Raw genomic sequence first — 713 nt, 5'->3', positions numbered from 1 at the left:
GCCTTCCGCAGCGTGTTCCCGGAGGCGCAGTACGTGCTGCTGCCGTTCGCCGACGGCGGCGAGGGCACGGTGGACGCGCTGGTCGCCGCTGGCGGTGGGCGCCGGGTCGCCTGCACGGTGACCGGGCCGCTGGGCGCGCCGGTCGCCGCGCAGTTCGGCCTGAGCGAGGACGGCGGCACCGCCCTGATCGAGATGGCCGCGGCCAGCGGGCTGATGCTGGTGCCGCCGCAACAGCGCGATCCTTGCCTGACCGGCACCCGCGGCGTCGGCGAACTGATCCTGGCCGCGCTGGATGCCGGCGCGCGCCGGCTGCTGATCGGCATCGGCGGCAGCGCCAGCAACGACGGCGGCGCCGGCATGGCGCAGGCCCTGGGCGTGCGCCTGCTGGACATGCACGGCCGCGACCTGGCCGCCGGCGGCGCGGCGCTGGGCGCGCTGGCGCGCATCGACCTGGACGGGCTGGACCCGCGACTGCGCGAGTGCACCATCGAGGTCGCCTGCGATGTCGACAACCCGCTGACCGGGCCGAGCGGCGCCTCGGCGGTGTTCGGGCCGCAGAAGGGCGCCACGCCGGCGATGGTCGCGCAGCTCGATGCCGGGTTGCGGCACTACGCCGAGGCGATCGAACGCAGCTTGGGCGTGGCAGTGGCGTCGCTGCCCGGTGCGGGCGCGGGCGGCGGCATCGGCGCGGCCCTGGTCGCCTTCCTCGGCGC

Annotated in this window: 1 protein-coding gene; it reads left to right on the top strand. The window is 77.0% G+C overall.

What is annotated here, in order from left to right; all coding sequences use genetic code 11:
- Positions 1–713 (top strand): glycerate kinase family protein (locus tag D183_RS0123575; protein WP_017911161.1); only part of this gene is annotated, 713 nt, incomplete at both ends.

The sequence above is a fragment of the Xanthomonas sp. SHU 199 genome (assembly GCF_000364665.1).
In the GTDB taxonomy this organism is placed as follows: Bacteria; Pseudomonadota; Gammaproteobacteria; order Xanthomonadales; family Xanthomonadaceae; genus Xanthomonas_A; species Xanthomonas_A sontii.
This window is presented reverse-complemented; position numbering and strand designations above follow the sequence as displayed.